18 protein-coding genes are annotated in these 21,608 nt (G+C 48.6%); 15 read left to right on the forward strand and 3 right to left on the reverse strand.

Annotation, left to right across the window (positions count from 1 at the left end; genetic code table 11):
* Positions 1-117 precede the first annotated feature (117 nt).
* From purB to DXD12_RS14305, 7 genes are all read left to right on the forward strand, one after another.
* The gene (purB, locus tag DXD12_RS14275) at positions 118-1,548 is read left to right on the forward strand and encodes an adenylosuccinate lyase (RefSeq protein ID WP_107001528.1); all 1,431 of its coding nucleotides are present in this window, start codon (positions 118-120) and stop codon (positions 1,546-1,548) included.
* Positions 1,541-2,458 carry a LysR family transcriptional regulator gene (locus DXD12_RS14280; protein ID WP_118467492.1) on the forward strand — a complete coding sequence of 306 codons (918 nt, stop codon included), beginning with the start codon at positions 1,541-1,543 and terminating at the stop codon, positions 2,456-2,458. Before purB ends, DXD12_RS14280 begins: the two co-directional genes overlap by 8 nt.
* A gap of 210 nt (positions 2,459-2,668) precedes the next feature.
* Entirely contained in the window at positions 2,669-3,949 is a 1,281-nt protein-coding gene (locus tag DXD12_RS14285; RefSeq protein WP_118638570.1) for an adenylosuccinate synthase, read from the forward strand.
* Positions 3,950-4,346: 397 nt separating this feature from the next.
* Positions 4,347-5,621 carry a PD-(D/E)XK nuclease family protein gene (locus tag DXD12_RS14295; RefSeq protein ID WP_118638571.1) on the forward strand — a complete coding sequence of 425 codons (1,275 nt, stop codon included), beginning with the start codon at positions 4,347-4,349 and terminating at the stop codon, positions 5,619-5,621.
* Positions 5,622-5,745: 124 nt separating this feature from the next.
* Positions 5,746-6,120 carry an MmcQ/YjbR family DNA-binding protein gene (locus tag DXD12_RS14300; RefSeq protein WP_107001522.1) on the forward strand — a complete coding sequence of 125 codons (375 nt, stop codon included), beginning with the start codon at positions 5,746-5,748 and terminating at the stop codon, positions 6,118-6,120.
* Between the two features lie 10 nt (positions 6,121-6,130).
* A complete protein-coding gene (locus DXD12_RS15395; protein ID WP_182457098.1) occupies positions 6,131-6,307 on the forward strand; it encodes a hypothetical protein in 177 nt (58 codons plus the stop codon).
* Positions 6,298-6,588, forward strand: coding sequence for a type I restriction-modification enzyme R subunit C-terminal domain-containing protein (locus DXD12_RS14305; protein ID WP_118638572.1), 291 nt, complete (start codon positions 6,298-6,300; stop codon positions 6,586-6,588). Before DXD12_RS15395 ends, DXD12_RS14305 begins: the two co-directional genes overlap by 10 nt.
* 104 nt (positions 6,589-6,692) lie before the next feature.
* On the opposite strand, the gene DXD12_RS14310 is transcribed toward DXD12_RS14305, so the two are convergent.
* Positions 6,693-6,890 carry a hypothetical protein gene (locus tag DXD12_RS14310; RefSeq protein ID WP_106999694.1) on the reverse strand — a complete coding sequence of 66 codons (198 nt, stop codon included), beginning with the start codon at positions 6,888-6,890 and terminating at the stop codon, positions 6,693-6,695.
* A 247-nt stretch (positions 6,891-7,137) separates the two neighbouring features.
* Between DXD12_RS14310 and DXD12_RS14315 the strand changes: the two genes are divergently transcribed.
* Positions 7,138-8,430 carry an N-acetylmuramoyl-L-alanine amidase family protein gene (locus tag DXD12_RS14315; protein ID WP_118638573.1) on the forward strand — a complete coding sequence of 431 codons (1,293 nt, stop codon included), beginning with the start codon at positions 7,138-7,140 and terminating at the stop codon, positions 8,428-8,430.
* Between the two features lie 90 nt (positions 8,431-8,520).
* Here the strand turns inward: DXD12_RS14315 and DXD12_RS14320 are convergent, their stop codons facing one another.
* Complete coding sequence (locus DXD12_RS14320) at positions 8,521-10,581, reverse strand: ABC-F family ATP-binding cassette domain-containing protein (RefSeq protein ID WP_118638574.1); 2,061 nt, start codon at positions 10,579-10,581, stop codon at positions 8,521-8,523.
* Positions 10,582-10,853: 272 nt separating this feature from the next.
* Between DXD12_RS14320 and DXD12_RS14325 the strand changes: the two genes are divergently transcribed.
* From DXD12_RS14325 to DXD12_RS14350, 6 genes are all read left to right on the forward strand, one after another.
* Positions 10,854-11,549 (forward strand): redox-sensing transcriptional repressor Rex, encoded by a 696-nt coding sequence (locus DXD12_RS14325; protein WP_117795191.1) that lies wholly within the window; start codon positions 10,854-10,856, stop codon positions 11,547-11,549.
* Positions 11,546-11,914, forward strand: a complete 369-nt coding sequence (gene acpS, locus DXD12_RS14330; RefSeq protein WP_117795193.1) for a holo-ACP synthase — start codon at positions 11,546-11,548, stop codon at positions 11,912-11,914. Before DXD12_RS14325 ends, acpS begins: the two co-directional genes overlap by 4 nt.
* Positions 11,905-13,425 carry an NAD(P)H-hydrate dehydratase gene (locus DXD12_RS14335; RefSeq protein ID WP_347560973.1) on the forward strand — a complete coding sequence of 507 codons (1,521 nt, stop codon included), beginning with the start codon at positions 11,905-11,907 and terminating at the stop codon, positions 13,423-13,425. The genes acpS and DXD12_RS14335 overlap by 10 nt, the downstream gene beginning before the upstream one ends.
* A gap of 22 nt (positions 13,426-13,447) precedes the next feature.
* Positions 13,448-14,653: an alanine racemase gene (gene alr, locus DXD12_RS14340; protein WP_243017102.1), complete on the forward strand. Its 1,206-nt coding sequence runs from the start codon at positions 13,448-13,450 to the stop codon at positions 14,651-14,653.
* A 215-nt stretch (positions 14,654-14,868) separates the two neighbouring features.
* Positions 14,869-15,216, forward strand: coding sequence for a type II toxin-antitoxin system PemK/MazF family toxin (locus DXD12_RS14345; protein ID WP_106999700.1), 348 nt, complete (start codon positions 14,869-14,871; stop codon positions 15,214-15,216).
* A 143-nt stretch (positions 15,217-15,359) separates the two neighbouring features.
* Positions 15,360-16,088 (forward strand): YebC/PmpR family DNA-binding transcriptional regulator, encoded by a 729-nt coding sequence (locus DXD12_RS14350; RefSeq protein WP_022360132.1) that lies wholly within the window; start codon positions 15,360-15,362, stop codon positions 16,086-16,088.
* A 265-nt stretch (positions 16,089-16,353) separates the two neighbouring features.
* Here the strand turns inward: DXD12_RS14350 and DXD12_RS14355 are convergent, their stop codons facing one another.
* Positions 16,354-17,817, reverse strand: a complete 1,464-nt coding sequence (locus DXD12_RS14355) for a nicotinate phosphoribosyltransferase (RefSeq protein WP_106999701.1) — start codon at positions 17,815-17,817, stop codon at positions 16,354-16,356.
* Positions 17,818-18,389: 572 nt separating this feature from the next.
* On the opposite strand from DXD12_RS14355, the gene ileS reads away from it, so the two are divergent.
* On the forward strand, positions 18,390-21,578 hold the full coding sequence (gene ileS / locus DXD12_RS14360; protein ID WP_118638576.1) for an isoleucine--tRNA ligase: 3,189 nt from the start codon (positions 18,390-18,392) through the stop codon (positions 21,576-21,578).
* Positions 21,579-21,608: the final 30 nt, after the last annotated feature.

The following is a 21,608-nucleotide window of genomic DNA, read 5'->3' on the forward strand; positions in this document are numbered from 1 at the left end:
TGCCTGTATTATAATTTGCAGGTAGGATATTGAGAAAATGTGTCGGTGACGCCTTCAAATGGCTGCGAAAGAGACTATTTTCCATACCCTGAAAAAAGAAAGCGAGGTAAATTAGCCATGTACGACAGATATGTAAGCCCTCTTTCCGAGCGCTATGCAAGCAAGGAGATGCAGTATATTTTCTCCCCGGACAAGAAATTCCGCACCTGGAGAAGACTCTGGATTGCGCTGGCAGAGACGGAGAAGGAGCTTGGCCTTCCGATCACGCAGGAGCAGATCGATGAATTGAAAGCACATAAGGATGAAATCAATTTTGATGTTGCTAAAGAGCGTGAGAAACTGGTGCGCCACGATGTTATGTCCCATGTGTATGCGTACGGCGTACAGTGCCCGACAGCAAAAGGAATCATCCATCTGGGTGCAACTTCCTGCTACGTAGGAGACAACACCGATATCATCATTATGACAGAAGCCCTGAAGCTGGTACGTAAGAAACTGATCAGTGTTCTGGATGAGCTGGCTAAATTTGCTGATAAATATAAAGCACAGCCGACCCTGGCATTTACCCATTTCCAGCCGGCACAGCCGACCACCGTCGGCAAGCGTGCAACTCTGTGGATGATGGAGCTCAAGCAGGATCTGGATGATCTGGATTATGTGCTTGGATCCTTACGTCTCCTTGGCTCCAAGGGAACAACCGGTACACAGGCAAGCTTCCTGGAGCTCTTTGATGGGGATCATGCAAAGTGCCGCAAGGTAGATCAGATGATCGCGGAGAAGATGGGCTTTGATGGCTGCTATCCGGTATCCGGACAGACCTATTCCCGTAAGCAGGATACACGTGTATTAAATGTTCTTGCAGGTATTGCACAGAGTGCCCATAAATTCTCCAACGATATCCGTCTTCTTCAGCATCTGAAAGAAGTAGAAGAGCCTTTCGAGAAGAATCAGATCGGTTCCTCTGCTATGGCATATAAGAGAAATCCTATGAGAAGCGAGCGTATGGCTTCCCTGGCTAACTACGTGATGGCAGACGTGATGAACCCGATGCTGGTTGCATCTACCCAGTGGTTTGAGCGTACATTGGATGATTCTGCGAACAAGCGTCTGAGTGTTCCGGAAGGCTTCCTTGCAATTGATGGTATTCTGGATCTGTACCTGAATGTCGTTGACGGTCTGGTTGTATATCCGAAGGTTATCGAGAAACACATGATGGCAGAACTTCCGTTCATGGCAACCGAGAATATCATGATGGATGCAGTAAAGGCAGGCGGTGACCGTCAGGAACTGCATGAGAAGATCCGTACTCTGTCGATGGAAGCTGGAAAGAATGTGAAAGAGAAAGGTCTGGATAACAACCTTCTCGAGCTGATTGCAGCGGATCCGGCGTTCAATCTGTCCTTAGATGATCTGAAAGCAGCGATGAAACCGGAGCGCTACACCGGCCGTGCAAAAGAGCAGGTAGATGAGTTCTTGGCAGAGGTAATCCAGCCGATTCTGGATGCAAATAAAGAAGATCTGGGCGTAAAAGCAGAGATTAATGTCTAAACAGGATTTACATGGAAGTGTGAATCTGGAGTATTACCGGGTATTCTGCAGCGTGTGCGAATGCGGCGGCATCACGGCGGCCGCAGAGGCACTCTGCATTTCCCAGCCGGCGGTCAGCCAGGCGGTCCGACAACTGGAGACCGCGCTTGGCTGCCGCCTTTTTTTGCGGACATCCCGCGGCGTGAAGCTGACGAGCGAGGGAGAATTGCTTCTGTCGTATGTCAGACGGGGAATTGATGCGATACAGGACGGGGAGACGATGCTGCGGCGCATGAAGGACCTGGAAACGGGCGAGATCCGCATTGGCGCGAGCGATATGACACTCCAGTTTTATCTGCTTCCATATCTGGAACAATTTCATGAGCAGTATCCGAATATCAAGGTGACGGTTTCAAACGGTCCGACGCCCGAGACCCTTGAAGCACTCTATCAGGGACACATTGATTTCGGTATTGTCAGCACACCTTTTGAAACCAAGCAGGCGGTAAAGAGTCTTCCGGTTCAGGAGATCCGCAATGTGTTTATAGCCGGACCCAAATACGCAGCCCAGTTAAAGGGCAGAAAACTTTCATATAAAGAGCTGTTGAACTGCCCCTGCATCTTCCTGGAGCGCAATACCAGTACGCGCCGCTTTATGGATGAGTTTCTGACAAAGCGCGGGGTTCGGCTGGAACCGGAGTTTGAACTGGCCACCAGTGAGATGATTGTCCAGTTTGTTAAGCGGAATCTGGGAATCGGCTGTCTGATGTCGGATTTTGCATCGGAGGCTCTTGGAAATGGGGATGTTTTTGCGTTGGAATTTGACGAAGAGATGCCATCCCGTGAGTTTTGTCTGGTGGCAGCTGAGAAAGCCTGGATGTCCCCAGCGGCTGCGAAGCTTTTTAATCAGCTGGCGAAGGTAACCACATGAGAAAAATAGGAGCTGCACAGTAGTGGTTTTTCAAATCACATTGCCTGGCATATGTGTGAGCATCAATGATATAAGTGTTAATTATGTAGTTTATAAATAATATTGATTTTACTTATATAGAAAAGTTGTGTATGATTATACAGTAAGAAGGCATGATCGTTTTTCGAACATGCCAAAAAGTATTTATATTCTTCTGAGGGAGGAAAATTCATGGTACGAGCAATAGTAGGAGCTAACTGGGGAGACGAAGGCAAGGGTAAGATTACCGATATGCTTGCTAAGGAATCCGACATCATTATCCGTTTTCAGGGAGGAAGCAACGCAGGTCATACGATTATCAACAATTATGGCCGTTTCGCACTTCACCTTCTGCCGTCCGGTGTATTTTACGGACACACAACCAGCATCATTGGCAATGGTGTGGCATTAAACATTCCATTCCTGGTAAAAGAGCTGGAAAGTCTGGTATCTCAGGGTGTTCCGATGCCGCATATTCTGGTATCGGATCGCGCACAGATTCTGATGCCGTATCATGTTCTGTTTGATACGTATGAGGAAGAGCGTCTGGGCGGCAAGTCCTTCGGTTCCACCAAGTCCGGTATCGCGCCGTTCTACTCTGACAAATACGCGAAGATTGGTTTCCAGGTCAGCGAACTGTTCGAGGACGAGGCAGCTCTGAAAGATAAAGTACAGCGTGTCTGCGAGACAAAGAATGTCCTGTTAGAGCATCTGTACCACAAACCGCTGCTGAACCCGGATGAGGTTCTGGCAGAGCTGATGGAATACAAGAAGATGGTAGAGCCGTATGTATGCGATGTATCTGCATATCTGCATGACGTGATCAAAGAGGGCAAAAACATCCTTCTTGAGGGTCAGTTAGGTTCCCTGAAAGACCCGGATCACGGTATTTACCCGATGGTTACTTCTTCTTCGACTCTGGCAGCTTACGGCGCTATCGGCGCAGGCATTCCGCCGTACGAGATCAAAGAGATCACAACCGTTGTAAAGGCATACTCCAGTGCAGTCGGCGCAGGCGCATTTGTCAGCGAGATCTTTGGTGATGAGGCAGACGAACTTCGCCGCCGCGGTGGTGATAAGGGCGAGTTCGGCGCAACCACCGGACGTCCGAGACGTGTGGGCTGGTTCGACGCAGTAGCAAGCCGTTACGGCTGCCGTATTCAGGGTGCAACCGAAGTGGCTCTGACCGTTCTGGATGTTCTGGGATATCTGGACGAGATCCCGATCTGCGTTGGCTACGAGATCGACGGCGAAGTTGTCAAAGACTTCCCGGTAACCTACAAGCTGGAGAAAGCAAAACCGGTTCTGAAGACACTTCCGGGCTGGAAATGTGATATCCGCGGAATCAAGAAATACGAAGATCTCCCGGCAGAGTGCCGCAACTACATCGAGACGATCGAGGCAGAGCTTGGCGTACCGGTAACCATGGTATCCAATGGTCCGGGACGTGATGAGATCATTATGAGAAAGTAACTTTATAGAATCAATTTCAGCGGCGGTCCTGCATGATGAGTGCAGACCGCCGCTATTTTTGTGTAATAGGAAATTCCTTGGAATTCTCTATTACACAAAAAGGCACATTCTTTTTCAAGTTTATTCTGAAATCAGCCAGTCAATTAAATTCTTAGATTTTATGCCATCATAGGAAGAGTCCATTCTGGGATTCAAGGAAAGGACGATTTTTTCGTAATTGTCATTGATTTTTTGAAGAGGGAATAATTCAGGATAAGGTATGATTTGGTGTGAAGAAAGTTGGAGGGATGCCTTGGATAGAGTCTGTGAGAACCGTGTTTTTTATGGTATGATAGATAAAAAGAAATCGTTTTATAAATGAAAAGTGAGACAAACGGGAATCGCCAGAGAATGAAAAATGGAAGCATATAGAGATTTACTATCGAAAATTCATACAAACTGTAAAAACATACCATTTCATAAGAAATTATCAGCTTACAACATTTTTGATGTATTAGAGATACAGAGCCGTGAAGTGATCATGTGCCGTTTTTTGACCAATCTGCTGAACCCGGAGGGAATGCATGGCTGCGGAATCCGGTTTCTGAAATCGTTTATCCGAGATGTGTTGAAAATGGATCCGGTAAGCGATACATTGCTATTGCATACGGAGGTAGTCAAAGAGTACCCGATTGATAAAGAGAGAAGAATTGATATTTTCATACGGAATGCGGAGTATCAGATTCCGATCGAGGTAAAAATCTATGCGGGGGAACAGGAAGGACAGTGTTCGGATTACTTTGAGATGGCACAAAATTCCCGATTGATATATCTAACCCGTTTTGGAACTCCGCCATCTGAGTACAGCCGGAAGAAGAAAGGCGGAGGAAATTTATTACCATTAGGGCAAATCCAGTGTATTTCATGGGCAGAAGATATCTATCGGTGGCTGGAAGGTGAATTGCAAAATTTAAAAGAGCCATTTCGGGCAGTGATGGAGCAATATTTGGATGCGGTACATAGCATAGCGGATGAAAGAGAGAAGAAAGTGGCAGATAAAGTGATTGAGGCATTGTATGAATCGCCGGAAAAATTTCTTGCCGGAATTGAGATTGAAAAATCAATGAAAAAGGCAAAGGTGCGGCTGATTCGCCAGGTGTTTGAAGAATTTCAGCAGCAGATGCAGCCAATTCTAGAAAAATATGGTTTGAAATTAGAAAAGGATAGTGGATATTATTCCTATCAGGATTCACAGCATGATAAATTTTATGATTGTTACAGCACCTATCCTGGATTGAATTATGTGGTAAAAAAAGCAAAATTTCAAAAAGCGGGTCTGGAACTCTGGTTTCGGATTGAGGTAGAACATAATTTGTTTGCGGGATTCTGCCTGTTTGATAAAGAAGCCAGCTCCAAGGATGGCTTTTCGAAAGGCTATCAGGTAGATGATATAACCGACGAGCTTAAGCAGGAGGCATCCAGATATCTCAAAAAGGAAATAATTCTGCCGGAGGACTGGTGGTTTGCCTGGTGTTATCCGAACGGAAAACGCCACTGCGAAGAGGCAGAAGTGCCGGATTTTAAGCAGATGAATCCGTGTGCGGTTTCACTTGTGGATGAAACGGCGCGGAGGGAGTATGTGAAGCGGGCGTTGGCGGTGTTCGAGAGAGAGCTTTTGGGGTGGCTTTTGTAAAAGGATAAATTGTCGCTGAAACAGAACATCATACTGCAATATAAAAACACATTTACACAAACACAAACATTACAAATAACAAATATATTCTACCTTGAAACCGAAAGCGAGGCGTTTCACCAAAATGACAAGAGAAGAATTATTTCAATGGGTAAAACAGGAATATGGCACGGAAGCGGAATATCCGTGGAAGGATTCGAACGCAGTGCTGCGTCGGGCGGATAATGATAAATGGTATGGCGTGATTTTGAGTGTTGCAGGGAGTAAGCTGGGGTTGGAGGATGATAATATCATAGATGTTATAAATCTAAAGAGTGATCCGATGCTGATAGGTTCTTTGCGGGGGCAGAAAGGATATTTTCCGGCATACCATATGAACAAGGAGAAGTGGATCAGTGTTTTGCTGGGGGATGCGGGGCTGGATGAGCCGATTAAAAATTTACTTGCGTTAAGCTATGAGCTGACAGCGCCAAAGAAAAAGAAGAATACTTCCAAATAGGGGGGATCTTATGTCAAACTTTGAATTTTTAAAGAATACAAAAGAATGTGCATTATTTGCGCCAGCGGTGATGGAAGCGAAGCGCACCAGCAAGGAATGTTGGTCGGAAACAGGTTATGCTGTATGCGGACTGTTTAGAGCGGAAGTTTGGCCGCAGACCGATGATGTTTACGACGAATGGATTTGAAACGTATTTCTGGGATGACAAGACTTCTCCACAGCGTCCGGTCAGTGGCATTTTCAGAGTTTATTAACGATCAGTCATTGAACCAACGGCAGATCAATTTTGTTCATAAGATTATTAATCATATGGAGCAGAATGGGTATATGGAGAATGTGGCTGTTTTGCAGAAGCCTCCGTTTGATAAGCCAATTAGTTTTTTAAAGCTGTTTGATGTGAGAACGAGAACAGCGCTTATGAAAGCGATTAATAATGTCCGGGAGAATGCGGTTACAGTGGCGGGATGATGAAAAAATGACAGGAGACTGCGGAGGCAGTCAGTATAGAAGAATGAAAGAAGCGAACGACTGCGTATTGTGTTAGAAATAGACAGTCGTTTGCTTTTTGAACGTTATTTTTTCTTTTTAAAATACCGCAGTGCCACCGCATACCCATAGAGCACCGCCGGTATAACGATCGTGCAGAACAGCGATGCCAGCAGCAGATTTTCTGCCAGTGGACTGTCCATCAGGGCGAAGATGATGGAAGAGACGTAGAGGGTGATTAGGATAACAGCACCCGTCAGCGCCAAAATGCGTTTTGATTTCATATATGGTATCCTTTCTAATTTTATAACTCTATAAAAAAGAGTGATTGGAATTTGTAATCATTTTTATATTGTTTCAAAGGCAGATTGGATATTGCTGTCTTTGATGAACTGTCTTTTATTTTATTATTATAAAGGATGTAAGAATTTTTTTCTATACTTTTCATTTGCGGTGCGGTAAAATAAGAAGAGATGTGGCAACTGTTCACAGTTTTTTGCTTAATTATGAACAAGAAAGGGGAGGCACACGATGAATTGGAAGAAAAAATTTATGTGGGCAGCATCCTTTTTAGTATCCCTGTTTGTTTGTGGGACAGCGCTGGCGGCAGGTAACGATGCATCTGCGGACACCCCGGTGCAGGGCAAGGAAGAAAATCAAGTTTACAGGTTCGGCACCGAAAATAATGCCAATGATATAACGGAGACAGAGGCATCGGCGGCAGAAAGTGGCGCGGCTGGTTTGGAAAATAAAGAAATGTATCTGTATGAGGGCGAGTGGGTCGGAGACGGCGAGGACTGGCAGTACCGCCTGACGGATGGCAGTTTTTTGAAAGCGTCCTGGCTGAAATCGAATGGTCACTGGTATTATCTGGGAAAAAGCAGTTATATGCAGCGGGGACTCCGGAAAATCGGCACAAACCGTTATTATTTCGCCGAGAGCGGCGCGATGATGACTGGCTGGATTTATGAGGAAGAGACGGATCAGTGGTATCATGCAAACGAGGATGGAGCACTGACGACCGGCTGGTATCAGGCAGGAAATGCCTGGTATTGGTTTGATTCCAAATGTGTTATGTTCAGCGGCGGAAACCGGATGGTAAACGGGCATAAATATTATTTCTTTGACAATGGTCAGATGGCGGCGGATCAGTACGTGGAACTCAACTACTACGATGCAAATGGACTGCGCGACCGGACGCATGATGTGCGTTTGATGGGAAAACGGCGTCCGTCGGACAGTGAAAAAGAACAGATTACGAAAGAACTGGCAGGCGTGCCAAGAGAGTGGATCAAACGATTTGCAGAATCAGGCTGGGAGCTGATGTACTACACAGACAAGGCATACTTCTCAGCGCCGAAAACAGAGCAGGGTATCTATTTTATCAATTATGATACAGATGTGCATTACAAGAAAATCAAATTTTCTAAACCGCAGGGACTTGCGATGGCATTCGGCGAGTTCGCTGCGTCGGAACTAAGCGACGAAGAAACCTCACGTGCCCTGACGGATTTCGAGCGATATCTGGCTGGCAGTGGACTGGTGCAGCCGCTTCCATCCTACTTTGACGATAAGCCGGAGATGCAGTTCGGCAGCTTTTTCGCCGCCTGCTGTGACGAAGATGTCCGAGCTGACATTCGAAAAAACAGTCCGGAATTATACAAATATGTCGTAAAGTTAGGATTCTGGCAGGAAGGACAAAAACCAGACGAAGCCGAAGGGGTCGAGATGAACTCTGATCCGGAATTTGCCGGAAATGGAGCCGGACCGGCCGGGGATGAATCTTTAAAGGCTAAGAGTGGTCCGGCATCGGAAGTGCCGTAAGAAAACGTGGTGGCAGCAGGAATTTGCCGTATGTAAATGCAAAGCCGCGGCAAATTCCGTTACTGGGCACGTAAGCGTGAACAGTAACCTCTACTCCGCCAATTCCTCCCACTTCTCATACAATCCTTCTAACTTTGCATTCAGTTCTTCCTTCTCTTTATGCAGTTCCATCAAACGCGGAACATCGGAAAAGACAGTCTCATCGCAGAGAAGCGCATCGATCTCCTGATCGCGGGTTTCAAGGGTGTGGATTTCTTCCTCGACGCGTTTCAATTCATTCTGTTTCTTACGAAGCCGCGTCTGTTCTTCCTTCTGCTGTTTCCAGTCCAATTTGCCGGAGGAAGCGCTGGCTGCCGCCTGAACTGCAGCGGTCACGGCAGAAGCGGACGAAGCAGCAGAGGTGCCAGTGCCATTTCCAGAAAGAGCAGTCGGATTTGCGCCTGCCGCAGCGGTCGGATGGCTGGAAGTCCCTGTGTTTCCGGCTCCGGGAGATTTTGCAGAGCGGTTGGCTGCCTGTGCGGCGGAGGCCAGATAGGCTTTCTCCTGCGTCTCCTTCTTTTCCAGATAATAATCGTAGTTTCCAATATAATTAATCAGTGTTCCCATCGTCAGATCGAGAATCCGGGTCGCAGTTTTGTTGATGAAATATCGGTCATGGGAGACGTAGAGAACGGTTCCGGTATAATGAACCAGCGCGTTTTCCAGAATCTCCTTCGAGGCGATATCCAGATGGTTGGTCGGCTCATCGAGGATCAGGAAGTTCGCCTCCGAGAGCATCAGCTTCGCCAGGGAAACACGTCCGCGTTCGCCGCCGCTCAGATCGCGGATGCGCTTAAAGACATCGTCGCCGGTGAAGAGAAATGCCGCCAGCACATTTCGGATCTGCGTGTTGTTCATATCCGGGTAGGTGTCCTGCAGCTCGTCAAAGAGCGTCTTGTCCATGTGCAGAACCTGGTGTTCCTGATCGTAGTAACCGATATGCACCTTGGAACCTAACCGGATCTCGCCGTTGTCCGGGGTCAGAAGACCGTTGATCATCTTGAGAATTGTGGTCTTGCCGGTTCCGTTGTTGCCGATGATGGCGATGCGCTCGCCGCGTTTTATCTCAAAGTTCAGATCCGTGAAGAGTGTCATGCCGTCGAAACTCTTGGCAAGCTCACGGACGGAGAGAACGTCATTTCCGCTGGTGACGCACGGTTCCAGCGTAATGTGCATCGCGTCGTTGATTTCGGTTGGTTTTTCCAGAAGATCCATCTTGGAAAGCATTTTTTCACGGCTCTCGGCGCGCTTGATGGATTTCTCACGGTTAAAGGATTTGAGTTTGGTGATAACCTCCTCCTGATGGCGGATCTCCTGCTGCTGGTTTAAGTAAGCCTTGAGCACACCGGCGCGGATGATCGCTTTTTTCTCGCTGTAGGCGGTGTAATTGCCCTGGAAAGAGGTGGCGATGCCGCCGTCCAGCTCGACGATCTTGGTCACGACGCGGTCCAGAAAATAGCGGTCGTGGGCGACGATGATGACCGTCCCGGCGTAGTTCATCAGATAGGTTTCCAGCCACGCGATGGATTCCATGTCGAGGTGGTTGGTCGGCTCGTCCAAAAGGATGATGTCCGGTTTGGAGAGCAGGAGCTTACCGAGGGAGACGCGCGTTTTCTGACCGCCTGAAAGTTCGGAAACCGGTTTGGAAAATTCTTCCTCGACAAAGCCGAGTCCCTTTAAGACACCGGTAATTTCACTCTGCCATGCGTAGCCGTTTAAAAGTTCAAATTCATGGTTTAAGCGGCTGTAAGTGTTGAGCATCGTTTCGAGCTTTTCGCCCTCGGCGTGCTTCATCTGGAGTTCCAGCGTGCGGATCTGCTGTTCCATTTCCAGAATCGGACGTTTGACCTCCAGAAGAGAGTCATAAATGGTGGTCTGGCTATGCAGATCCTGGTGCTGTGCCAGGTAACCGAGGGTTTTGCCCTTGGCGATGGTCACGGAGCCCTCGTCTGCTGCGAGTTCTCCGACAATTATTTTTAAAAGAGTCGATTTACCGGCTCCGTTGATGCCGACGATGGCGGCTTTTTCGTGATCTTCTACATGAAACGATACGTGTTTGAGGATTTCCTCTGTACCGAATGCTTTTGAAATATTGCTGCAAGATAAAATCATAGATTCCTCCTGTGGTTGTATCCATGTATTTCGGTTAAAAATATACCGTCAATCTCAAATTATAATATAAATAAAGAAGCAATGCAAGAATGAGAACGGTTAATGGCTGTTTCTGGTCAGAAAATTTTACGAAATACAATGTAAAATCCCTCATATGAAATAAAAAAATTGACAATTATTTATCATATGACTATAATAAATTTATCAGATTGTCCGAAGGTTTGCGTAAACCATATGGACAACGTTAGAGGAAAGAAAGGTGGAAGAAAGCCGTGGAACAGAAAGAGATATCTAAAGCGGTCATTTCTAGGCTACCCAGATACTATCGTTACTTGGGCGAATTGCTCGAGGAGGGAGTAGAGAGAATCTCATCGAATGATTTGAGTATCCGCATGAAGGTGACAGCGTCCCAGATTCGTCAGGATCTGAATAATTTCGGCGGATTTGGTCAGCAGGGATATGGTTATAATGTAAAGTATTTATATTCGGAGATTGCCCGGATTCTGGGAATTGACCGTCAGCATAACCTAATTATTATCGGTGCGGGAAATCTGGGTCAGGCGATCGCGAATTATACGAATTTTGAGCGGCGTGGTTTTTTAATCAAAGGCATGTTTGATGTGAATCCGCGTCTGGTCGGTCTGGTAGTCCGTGGAGTGGAGATCCGCGGTATTGAGGATCTGGAGCAGTTTATCAAGGACAATGAAGTGCAGATCGCAGCACTGACGATTCCGAAGTCGAAAGCGCCGGAGATTGCGGATCGGCTTGTCAAAGCCGGAATCAAGGCGATCTGGAATTTTGCCCATACAGATTTACAGGTTCCAGATGACGTTGTGGTGGAAAATGTCCATCTGTCGGAGAGCCTGATGCGCCTTTCTTACCGCGTATGCAGCATGCAGGATCAGAAAGCGAGAGAAGAAGCGCAGAGAAAGCAGGAAGAGGCAGCTGGTGCCGGAGAAACAAAATGATCGTCGGAATTGGTACGGATCTGATAGAGATAGAGCGAATCAAAAAAGCCTGTGAAAAAGAGGCTTTTTTGGTGCGTGTATATACAGAAGAAGAGCGTCGGCAGGCTGGGGGGAAGGTGTCCCGGCTCGCCGGCGATTTTGCGGTAAAAGAGGCAGTCTCGAAGGTGTTTGGAACAGGCTTTCGGGGCTTTGGACTGCTGGATATAGAAGTGCTCCGGGACGAGCTTGGAAAACCGTGGGTGCGGCTTCACGGGGGAGCAAAGAAACTTGCGGACAGCCTGAAAATCACCCGGATTCACGTGTCGATCACGAATACAGGCAGTCTTGCATCCGCTTACGCAGTCGGAGAGGGGGAATGGAAATGAGACGTCTGGTGACAGGAAAACAGATGAAAGAGATAGATGGATATGCAATCCGGAAAGTGGGGATACCCTCTCTGGTACTGATGGAGCGAGCGGCGCTGGCGGTTGCAGACGAGATGGAAAAACGGTATGGAAAGCTTTCAGGGCAGAGGCTTCTGGTATTTTGCGGAACGGGCAATAACGGTGCGGACGGCGCGGCGCTGGCTAGGATTCTCTTTCTGCGCGGCGCGCTTCCGACGGTGCTCACGGTCGGTGACAAGGCGCACTGGACGGGGGAGATGACCTGTCAGGTGGCGATTGACCGGAATCTGGGGATCCCGGTGGAGGCGTTTGAAAATTATGTGCCGGGGCATGTGGAGATCATGGTGGATGCGATCTTTGGTGTGGGTCTTTCCAGAGAGGTCGGCGGTGAATTTGCCGAGGCGATCCGTTTTATGCGTGAGCAGGAGCCAAAGGCGGTAGTTGCGGTTGATATTCCGTCCGGCGTCAGCTCAGAGACAGGGGCGGCGCTTGGCGAGGCAGCTGAGGCGGATCTGACCGTTACTTTCGGCTATGAGAAGCTGGGAATGGTGTTCTATCCGGGACGGAAGCTGTGCGGCGAGATTGTGATTGCCGACATCGGGTTTCCGGCGTATACAAAATATGAAGGGCATACCTATTTTGCCTATGATCCGGAGGATCAGAACCAGATCCCGAAACGGCGGGCAGACGCCAACAAGGGAACGTATGGAAAAATCCTGATCGCAGCCGGTTCGGAGGGGATGTGCGGCGCAGCGTATTTGAGCGCCCTGGCCGCGTACCGGATGGGCGCGGGACTTGTGAAGATCCTGACCGTTCGGGCAAATGTGCCGATTCTGCAAAATCTCCTTCCGGAGGCGATCCTGACGCCGTATGATCCGGAACAGGCACAGACAGATCCGGCAGGTTTTAAGAGCCTGGTGGAACAGGAGTGCGGCTGGGCGAGCGCGATCGTGCTGGGACCGGGACTGGGAAAGGAAGCCCATGTCGCAAGTCTGGTGCAGAACGTGCTGCTTTCCGCCTATGTGCCGATCATTGTGGATGCGGATGGATTAAATGCTGTCGCACAGCATCCGCATTTGTCCGGGTATTTTACGGAAAATGTGATCGTTACTCCGCATCTGGGAGAGATGGCGCGTCTGACGGGACGTTCGATTGAGGAACTGAAACGGGATCTGGTCGAGTCAGCGGTGCGGTATGGCGAAGAAAAAGGCGTGACCTGCGTGCTCAAGGATGCCGTGACGGTGACGGCGGGGCGCGATGGCAATGTGTATATCGGCGACAGCGGCTGCGCCGCGATGGCAAAGGGCGGTTCCGGCGATGTGCTGACCGGTGTGATTGCCGGGCTTCTGGCGCTGGGATTTTCAGAGGATGAAGCGGCGGCGCTCGGTGTGTTCCTGCACGGAAGAGCCGGGGCGGCAGCTGCCTGTAAAAAGGGAGAGCATTCCGTGCTGGCAAGAGATATCGCGGACTGTCTGCTTGAAAAGATAGATTGAAAATAAAAAGGAAGACAAAAAGATGGAAAAAGCATATACAATGGCAGAAGAACCATATACCCGGATTTATGCGCGGATTGACCTGGATGCGATTGTGAAAAATATGGAGGCGATGCGCGAAAATCTTCCGGCAAAAACGAAGATGATCGGCGTGGTTAAGACGGATGGTTACGGTCACGGGGCTGTCCCGGTGGCGAAGACGATCGCGCCGTTTGTCTGGGGCTATGCGGTGGCAACCTTGGAGGAAGGACAGAACCTGCGCCGCCACGGCATTGACAAACCGATTCTGGTGCTTGGCAGCACGCACCCGCGGCATTTTGCGGAATTGATTGAGGACGATATCCGTCCAGCGATCTTTGAGGAAGATAAGGCAGAGCTGCTCTCAAAACTTGCGGTTTCGATGGGAAAGACGGCGAAAATGCATATTGCGCTCGATACCGGCATGGGACGAATCGGATTTCACCCGGATGAAAATAGCCTGAAAGAGATAGAGCGGATTGCAAAGCTTCCGGGCATTGAGATCGAGGGAATGTTTACACATTTTGCGCGTGCTGACGAGGCGGATAAGGCATTTACCCATTTACAGTATGAGCGGTACCAGAAATTCCATGAAGGTCTGGAAGCTGCAGGCGTTCATATTCCGATGTGCCACTGTGCGAACAGCGCGGCGATCATGGAACTGCCGCGGATGGGACTGGATGCGGCGAGAGCCGGTATCACGGTATATGGTCTGTATCCGTCGGATGAGGTAGAGCGGAACATGAAGATTTACCCGGCGATGGAGATCCGCAGCTTTATTACCTATGTTAAGGAAGTGGAGCCGGGCACGCCGATCAGCTACGGCGGAACCTTTGTGACGGACCGTCCGATGCGGATTGCGACGATTGGCGCCGGATACGGCGATGGCTATCCGAGAAATCTCTCTGGAAAGGGTTATGTCCTGATTCATGGACACCGCGCACCGATTCTGGGACGCGTCTGCATGGATCAGTGCATGATCGATGTGACCGATATCCCGGAGGCTGCTGAGGACACGCGGGTAACGCTGGTCGGACGCGACGGAGACGACGAGATCACGATGGAAGAGCTGGCGGAATGGAGTGGCGGTTTCCACTATGAGATCCCATGCGTGCTTGGAAAACGTGTGCCGCGCGTGTACGTGAGAGGTGGAAAGATCGTCGGGAAAAAGGATTATAATGATGATCGGTATGAGGATTTTATGGAGTAAAGCCGGTGTTTGAACCATTTAGAAAAAGGATTCATAAGATAAAGTAGATAGCTTCGGCAAAGCCGGGAACCTGGACTGCCGGATGCATTTATGGGACGACCCGCGTATAGGCGGTGTAAATCTGTCCATACTAACGGTATAAACGGACTGTGGAGCTGTGAAAGTACAAAGCAGTTATTTATATCTTAAAATAGTTTGGACGGAGTGTGAATCGAGTGATTATCAGACGAGGAGATATTTATTACGCAGATTTAAGACCGGTCATCGGCTCAGAGCAGGGCGGCGTCCGCCCGGTGCTGGTCATCCAGAATGATATCGGCAACAAGCACAGCCCGACCGTGATCTGCGCGGCGATCACATCAAAGATGAACAAAGCCAAGCTGCCGACGCATGTGGAATTAAACACGCGCCGCTGTGCGATGGTGAGGGATTCGGTCATTTTACTGGAACAACTCCGCACGATCGATAAGCAGCGGCTGAAAGAGAAAATCTGTCATATCGACGGGGCGCTTTTACAGGAGGTGGACCGTGCGCTGAAGGTCAGTCTGGAACTGGATACATAAAATCAGCCGCGAACCCCTTGTCAAGCATACAGAATGGTGTTAAAATAGTTAAGATGCAGCTTTTTAGTGCCGAAATCGGCGTGATATAAAAGCTGATGAGCGAAAAGATACAACAAAGAAGATAGAAAGAGGAGTGTTATTTTATGTCAGGACATTCAAAGTTCGCCAATATTAAGCACAAAAAAGAGAGAAACGACGCAGCAAAGGGAAAAATCTTTACCGTTATCGGTCGAGAGATTGCCGTAGCTGTTAAGGAAGGTGGTTCGGATCCGGCAAACAACAGCCGTCTGCGCGATGTGATTGCAAAAGCAAAAGCGAACAATATGCCGAACGATACCATCGATCGTGGTATCAAGAAAGCAGCCGGAGATGCAAACTCTGTCAATTACGAGAATCTTACATACGAGGGATATGGTCCGAATGGCGTCGCTATCATCGTAGATACCCTGACCGACAACAAGAACCGTACCGCAGCGAATGTCCGCAGCGCATTTACCAAGGGCGGCGGAAACGTAGGTACTCCGGGCAGCGTGTCCTTCATGTTTGATAAAAAAGGTCAGATCATCATCGACAAAGAAGAGTGCGAGATGGATCCGGATGAGCTGATGATGCTTGCACTGGATGCAGGAGCTGAGGATTTCTCCGAGGAGGAGGACAGCTACGAAGTGATCACCGCACCGGAAGATTTCTCTGCAGTCCGCGAGGCGCTGGAGAAGGCTGGCGTTCCGATGATGGAAGCAGACGTTACCATGATTCCGCAGAACTGGGTAGAGCTTACCGATGAGGAATCCATCAAAAAGATGCAGAGAATCCTGGATCTTCTGGATGAGGATGATGACGTACAGGCTACTTACCATAACTGGGATGAGTAATTGATATCATATTTGATATAGATTTTAAAAAAATAAAGATACGATTCATATAAAAACTGTCGCTGGAATACAATGGCGGGCTGGACTTTTCAAAGAAGAGGGCTGGCAGCCGGATGTATTTGGCGGCAGTTTTTGTGTAATAGGAATTTCCTTGGAGACACATTCGTTTTTATTTTGCAAATTTTATGGAAGCGTTAAAGAAAAAAATACCATGTCCGGCAGAAATAAACTTGCCTGAACATGGTATTTACTCGTATTTTATCTACTAGTTGCTTGTATAATGATAGCTGTCTAACAGCTGTGCCTTCATATGCCACAGCTCGTTGGAGAGATCCACATGAATCTCATGCGGGTTTACCAGACGGCGGGACTCATCCCACAGCGTCTCCTGTTCTTTCTTGCAGTATTCGCGGATGTCCATAACCTTTGGAGACTCGTAAACGCATTCGCCGTTTTTGAAGATTGGAACGAGAAGTTCGCGCATGGTGTAGGTGCCCGGCGCGAGGTGTGTCTTTTTCCATGTCTCGATCGGATCGAAGAGCAGAAGGGAATTCTTCTCATCGAACTCTTCATCCACGAGACAGATCAGATCTGCGATAATCTTGCCAGTCTCCTTGTCATAGATTCGCTGGATGGTCTTGTTGCCCGGATTGGTAACCTTTTCTGTATTTTCCGAAAGCTTGATCTTCGGGATAAATTTGCCTGTGTGACGGTCCATGATGGCAGCCAGCTTATAAACGCCGCCGAAGGAAGGGCAGTCCTTGGAGGTGATGAGGTTTGTGCCGACACCCCAGGACGTGATGGCAGCGCCCTGAATCTTCAGGCTGTCGATCAGATATTCATCCAGATCGTTGGAGGCGGAGATGACTGCATCCGGGAATCCGGCGTCATCCAGCATCTTGCGGGCTTTCTTGGAAATATATGCAAGGTCGCCGCTGTCGAGGCGGATGCCGTAGAAAGTCAGCGGGATACCAGCGTCGCGCATCTCCTGGAAGACGCGGATCGCGTTCGGAACACCGGAACCCAGGGTATCATAGGTATCGGCTAACAGGATGCAGGCACTCGGATAGAGCTTTGCATAAGCGCGGAACGCAGTCAGCTCATCCGGGAAACTCATGATCCAGCTGTGTGCGTGGGTTCCCTTGACCGGAACGTCAAATAGTTTTCCGGCCAGTACATTGGAAGTGCCGATACAGCCGGCGATCATGGCAGCGCGGGCGCCATAGGTACCGGCGTCAGCACCCTGCGCGCGGCGAAGCCCAAACTCCATAATTCCGTCCCCGCGTGCGGCGAAGACGATACGGGATGTTTTGGTCGCGATCAGGCTCTGGTGGTTGATGATATTTAAGATGGCAGTCTCAACCAGCTGTGCTTCCATGATTGGCGCGATGACCTTGACGAGAGGCTCGCGCGGGAAGACAACGGTGCCTTCTGGGATTGCGTAAATGTCACCCGAAAATTTGAAATTGTGAAGATATTCGAGGAAATCTTCATCAAAAATGCCGAGTCCGCGTAAGTATTCGATGTCGGCATCATCGAAGTGAAGATTTTTCACATAGTCAATGACCTGCTCTAAGCCGGCGCAGATGGAAAACGCATTTCCATCCGGGTTTGTGCGGTAGAACGCATCAAAAATGACGGTTTCGTTGGCATCTTTCTCCCGGAAATAGCCCTGCATCATCGTCAGTTCATACAGGTCGGTCAATAGGGTAAGGTTTCTTGGCTCCATAATATTCTCCTTTGTTGCGAAAGACGGCTGCGGGCACGCCCTTCTTTTTATATATAGTATACTTCATTGTTTATATTTGCAATGAATGTCTGTGTCTGTTTTTTAAAGTAAATACAGACATATTTTATATACTATACCATAAAATCAGGGGAATGGCAAAATAATGATAATTTTATAACATGTGAATCATATCCGAAACATTCCTTGACAACCATCTGGAAAAAAGATACAATGTCCATGTTAGTGATTTGATTACTAATTATGATAGGAAAAGCAATGATGGAGACAGTAGCGCCGCACGGAAAGCGGGAGCGAGGCAGGGACGGTGAGAGCCTGCTGTGAGTAAAGCGGATGCGAAGATCACTCCGGAGCTTCGGACTGAACCATTTTTGGAAGTCTGAGCGCCGTTTCTGACAGCGCCCGGAAGGAAAATTCAGTAAGTACCGACGGTTTCCTCCGTTATAGGGAGCGCATATAAAGGTATGCAGTAATAGGTGGTTAAAAGCAAGTGGGCCCTTGTCCTGTTACAGGATGGGTCCATTTTTATTTCATATTTTTAGGAGGAATTTATCATGTACAACAAAGTTCCGGCAAACATGAATTTCGTGGAACGTGAAAAGAACATTGAGAAGTTCTGGGAAGATGAGCAGATTTTTAAGAAGAGTATCGACAGCCGTAAGCAGGGACCGACCTATACATTCTATGACGGACCGCCTACCGCAAACGGCAAGCCGCACATCGGACACGTGCTGACCCGTGTTATCAAGGATATGATTCCGAGATACCGCGCGATGAAAGGCTACATGGTTCCGAGAAAGGCTGGATGGGATACCCACGGTCTTCCGGTTGAGCTGGAAGTAGAGAAGATGCTGGGACTGGACGGCAAGGAGCAGATTGAGCAGTATGGTCTGGAGCCGTTCATCGAGCACTGTAAAGAGAGTGTCTGGAAATACAAAGGAATGTGGGAGAAATTCTCCAACACCGTTGGTTTCTGGGCAGACATGGAGCATCCGTATGTTACCTATCACAACAGCTTCATTGAGTCTGAGTGGTGGGCATTAAAAGAAATCTGGAACAAGGGACTTCTTTATAAGGGCTTCAAGATCGTACCGTACTGCCCGCGCTGCGGCACCCCGCTGTCCAGCCATGAGGTGGCACAGGGATATAAGGACGTCAAAGAGCGTTCTGCGATTGCTAAATTCCCGGTAAAGGGCGAAGATGCATACATTCTTGCATGGACGACCACCCCGTGGACACTTCCGTCCAACGTGGCGCTCTGTGTAAATCCGGACGAGACATATGTAAAGGTAAAAATGAAAGAGGATGGCACGGTTTATTATATGGCGCAGGCGCTGTGTGATACCGTTCTGGGCGAGGGCACTTACGATGTCCTGGAAACCTTTGTCGGAAAAGATCTGGAATATAAAGAGTATGAGCCATTATTTGACTATGCCGTAGCAACCTGTGAAAAACAGCATAAGAAAGCATTCTACATTGTCTGCGATAATTATGTAACACTGACCGATGGTACCGGTGTCGTACACATTGCGCCGGCATTTGGTGAGGATGACTCTAAGGTCGGCAGAAAATATGACCTTCCGTTCGTACAGTTGGTAGACGGCAAGGGCGAGATGACGAAGGAGACTCCGTGGGCTGGTATGTTCTGCAAGAAAGCCGATCCGGAGGTTCTGAAAGCATTAAGAGAAAGCGGACTTCTGTTCTCTGCACCGGTATTTGAGCATAGCTACCCGCACTGCTGGCGCTGCGATACACCACTTATCTACTATGCACGTGAATCCTGGTTCATCAAGATGACCGCAGTCAAGGATGACCTGATCCGCAACAACAACACGATCAACTGGATTCCGGAGAGCATCGGTAAAGGGCGTTTCGGCGACTGGCTGGAGAATGTCCAGGACTGGGGCGTGAGCCGTAACCGTTACTGGGGAACTCCATTAAATATCTGGGAGTGCGAGTGCGGCTGCCAGCACGCGATCGGAAGCCAGGCAGAATTAAAATCTATGAGCCCGAACTACACGGAGGTTGTGAAAAAATATGCAAAAGAGATGGATCAGGAGGCAAATGGAGAGGTTGAGCTTCACCGCCCATTCATCGATGATGTGACGATCACCTGCCCGAAGTGCGGCAAACAGATGCACCGTGTACCGGAGGTTATCGACTGCTGGTTTGATTCCGGTTCCATGCCATTTGCACAGCATCATTATCCATTTGAAAATAAAGAACTGTTTGAGCAGCAGTTCCCGGCAGATTTCATCTCCGAGGCGGTTGATCAGACGCGTGGATGGTTCTACTCCCTGTTAGCTATCTCGACCCTGATCTTTAACAAGGCGCCGTACAAGAATGTTATCGTTCTGGGGCATGTCCAGGATGAGAACGGACAGAAGATGAGTAAGTCCAAGGGCAACGCGGTTGACCCGTTCGATGCACTGCAGACTTACGGCGCTGATGCGATCCGCTGGTATTTCTACATTAACAGTGCACCGTGGCTGCCGAACCGTTTCCACGGAAAAGCCGTTATCGAGGGACAGAGACGTTTCATGGGTACTCTCTGGAATACCTATGCATTCTTTGTACTCTATGCGAATATTGATAATTTTGACGCAACCAAATATACGCTGGAATACGATAAACTTCCGGTTATGGACAAATGGCTGCTGTCTAAGTTAAACAGCCTCATCAAAGAGGTGGACGACGATCTGGGCAACTACCGCATTCCGGAGGCTGCAAGAGCGCTCCAGGATTTCGTCGATGATATGAGTAACTGGTATGTCAGAAGAAGCCGTGAGCGTTTCTGGGCGAAGGGCATGGAGCAGGATAAGATCAATGCGTACATGACACTCTACACCGCACTGGTAACTGTAGCGAAGGTAGCGGCTCCGATGATTCCGTTCATGACCGAAGACATTTACCAGAATCTGGTTCGCAGTCTGGATAAAGAGGCACCGGAGAGCATCCATCTGTGCGACTTCCCGGTTGCAAATGAGGCGCACATCGACAAGGATCTGGAAGCGAAAATGGAAGAAGTCCTGAAGGTTGTCGTTCTGGGTCGTGCAGCAAGAAATACTGCTAACATCAAGAACCGTCAGCCGATCGGACGTATGTTCGTGAAGGCAGAGACCGCTCTGCCGGAGTTCTATCAGGAAATCATCCAGGATGAGCTGAATGTGAAGAAGGTAGAGTTCACGGATGATGTCCGCGCATTTACCTCCTACAGCTTCAAGCCGCAGCTTCGTACCGTTGGACGCAAGTATGGCAAGTATGTAAACGAGATCAAAGAGATTCTTGCAGGTCTGGACGGAAATCAGGCGATGGATACCTTAAATGAAACCGACCTTTTAAGCTTTGAGACGCAGGACGGTACAAAGGTAGAGCTGGCAAAAGAAGATCTTCTGATTGACATGGCACAGGTACCGGGCTTTGTATCTGAGGGTGACAATTTCGTTACCGTTGTTCTGGATACTAATCTGACACCGGAACTCATCGAAGAGGGCTTTGTCCGTGAGATCATCAGTAAGATTCAGACGATGCGTAAGGAAGCCGGTTTTGAGGTAATGAACCATATCAACGTCTTCCAGGACGGAAATGATAAACTTGCAGAAATTTTAAAGAACCATACAGAGGAAATCAAGAAAGAGGTTCTGGCTGATAATATCCTGATTGGCACCATGGGCGGACACACAAAAGAGTGGGATATCAATGGCGAAAAAGGTATGTTTGGTGTTGAGAAAACGACTGACTGATGTGCCTGGCGGGAAACCGTGATACTACGA

The sequence above is a fragment of the Clostridium sp. TF11-13AC genome, from assembly GCF_003481065.1.
GTDB lineage: Bacteria > Bacillota > Clostridia > Lachnospirales > Lachnospiraceae > Otoolea > Otoolea fessa.

Excerpts from the sequence above, each read along its gene's own strand:
- purB (WP_107001528.1), top strand. The coding sequence starts at position 118 with ATGTACGACAGATATGTAAGCCCTCTTTCCGAGCGCTATGCAAGCAAG.
- DXD12_RS14280 (WP_118467492.1), top strand. The coding sequence starts at position 1,541 with ATGTCTAAACAGGATTTACATGGAAGTGTGAATCTGGAGTATTACCGG.
- DXD12_RS14285 (WP_118638570.1), top strand. The coding sequence starts at position 2,669 with ATGGTACGAGCAATAGTAGGAGCTAACTGGGGAGACGAAGGCAAGGGT.
- DXD12_RS14295 (WP_118638571.1), top strand. The coding sequence starts at position 4,347 with ATGGAAGCATATAGAGATTTACTATCGAAAATTCATACAAACTGTAAA.
- DXD12_RS14300 (WP_107001522.1), top strand. The coding sequence starts at position 5,746 with ATGACAAGAGAAGAATTATTTCAATGGGTAAAACAGGAATATGGCACG.
- DXD12_RS15395 (WP_182457098.1), top strand. The coding sequence starts at position 6,131 with ATGTCAAACTTTGAATTTTTAAAGAATACAAAAGAATGTGCATTATTT.
- DXD12_RS14305 (WP_118638572.1), top strand. The coding sequence starts at position 6,298 with ATGGATTTGAAACGTATTTCTGGGATGACAAGACTTCTCCACAGCGTC.
- DXD12_RS14310 (WP_106999694.1), bottom strand. The coding sequence starts at position 6,890 with ATGAAATCAAAACGCATTTTGGCGCTGACGGGTGCTGTTATCCTAATC.
- DXD12_RS14315 (WP_118638573.1), top strand. The coding sequence starts at position 7,138 with ATGAATTGGAAGAAAAAATTTATGTGGGCAGCATCCTTTTTAGTATCC.
- DXD12_RS14320 (WP_118638574.1), bottom strand. The coding sequence starts at position 10,581 with ATGATTTTATCTTGCAGCAATATTTCAAAAGCATTCGGTACAGAGGAA.
- acpS (WP_117795193.1), top strand. The coding sequence starts at position 11,546 with ATGATCGTCGGAATTGGTACGGATCTGATAGAGATAGAGCGAATCAAA.
- DXD12_RS14335 (WP_347560973.1), top strand. The coding sequence starts at position 11,905 with ATGGAAATGAGACGTCTGGTGACAGGAAAACAGATGAAAGAGATAGAT.
- alr (WP_243017102.1), top strand. The coding sequence starts at position 13,448 with ATGGAAAAAGCATATACAATGGCAGAAGAACCATATACCCGGATTTAT.
- DXD12_RS14350 (WP_022360132.1), top strand. The coding sequence starts at position 15,360 with ATGTCAGGACATTCAAAGTTCGCCAATATTAAGCACAAAAAAGAGAGA.
- DXD12_RS14355 (WP_106999701.1), bottom strand. The coding sequence starts at position 17,817 with ATGGAGCCAAGAAACCTTACCCTATTGACCGACCTGTATGAACTGACG.
- ileS (WP_118638576.1), top strand. The coding sequence starts at position 18,390 with ATGTACAACAAAGTTCCGGCAAACATGAATTTCGTGGAACGTGAAAAG.